At 74.2% G+C, this 1,149-nt stretch carries 3 protein-coding genes; all 3 read right to left on the reverse strand.

Annotated features, from left to right (window positions below; translation table 11 throughout):
• Positions 1–282, reverse strand: a 282-nt coding sequence (locus tag IY392_RS11485) for a LysE family transporter (RefSeq protein ID WP_194861295.1), incomplete at its 3' end; no start/stop codon positions are given.
• Entirely contained in the window at positions 279–923 is a 645-nt protein-coding gene (locus IY392_RS11490) for a methylated-DNA--[protein]-cysteine S-methyltransferase (RefSeq protein ID WP_194861296.1), read from the reverse strand. The genes IY392_RS11485 and IY392_RS11490, both read right to left, overlap by 4 nt.
• The coding region (locus IY392_RS11495) for a sigma factor-like helix-turn-helix DNA-binding protein (RefSeq protein ID WP_194861297.1) at positions 920–1,149 on the reverse strand (230 nt) is incomplete at its 5' end. The genes IY392_RS11495 and IY392_RS11490, both read right to left, overlap by 4 nt.

A 1,149-nucleotide genomic window follows, 5' to 3' on the forward strand; every position in this document is an offset into this window, starting at 1 on the left:
CCACCAGCCCCGCAGTCCGAGCGCCCCCAGACTCGCCAGCAGCAGCCCGCCCGCCACCTGCATCCCCGTCATGACCTGCGGGTACACGCGCACCAGCGCGGCCAGTCCGGCGAACGCGGCCGCCAGCCAGATCGCGATCCCGGTGACGACCCCGGCCGCTGTGGCGACACCGTGGCGGCGACCGGCGAGCGACCGGTGGAGGACGACGACGAGGTCGGGCCCCGGCGAGATCACCGCGATCACCCAGACGCCGTAGAGCGCGGCGGCCTGTCCCGCGGTCACGCGGCCGACTCCATCGCCAGGAGCCGCTTCTTGACCTCGAGCCCGCCCCGGTATCCGCCGAGGCCGCCGTCCGAGCGCAGGATCCGATGGCACGGCCACACCAGGGGGAGCGGGTTGGTGGCGCACGCCGTGCCGACCGCGCGGACCGCCCCGGGCTTGTCGAGGGCGGTGGCGATCTCCCGGTAAGTGGCCGTGCGACCGTAGCCGACCTCGGACAGTCGGCGCTGGACCAGGCCGCGGAACCCGGTGGCCAGGACGGTGTCCAGCAGCAGGGTGAACTCGCGACGACGCCCGGCGAGGTAGGCCTCGATCTGGGCCGTGGCGTCGTCGAGAACGCGTGCGACGTCCGCGTCGCCGGTGGCCCCGTTCGGCGCCGCGGGGCCGTCCGCGTGCACGACGCGGGGCCCGATCCTCCTGGCGAGCATCTCCAGGACCTCGTCCCGGGGTTCGCCCTCGAACGCCACGTACGCCAGGCCCTGCGGTGTCGCCGCCAGGAGCAGCCCGCCGATCGGTGAGCCGACTGGCCGGACCAGCACGTCCACCAGACCCTCTCGCTGCGCCTCGCGTGCCAGGCGCTCGCGCAGCCGGTCCGTGTCCGCGGAAGCGCCGCGGAGTGTGTCGATCACGTCGTCCCCGGTCATGTCAGCTCCCTGGTCGGTGTCGTCTCGATGGTCGGTGTCGTCTCCATGGTCTGTCTCAGGGCCGCCACTCCGTCGGCCGCCGCGCGCCTCGCGGCCGAGTCGCTGCCCCCGATGAGCGCGGCGATCTCGGCGTACGGCAACCCGCCCAGATACCGGTAGGCCACACAGAGCCGCTGCCGGGTGGGCAGAGCGGCGACGGCATCCCAGATCGCGCGCCCCCCGAACT

It is taken from the genome of Dietzia sp. SYD-A1, from assembly GCF_015356725.1.
Lineage (GTDB): Bacteria > Actinomycetota > Actinomycetes > Mycobacteriales > Mycobacteriaceae > Dietzia.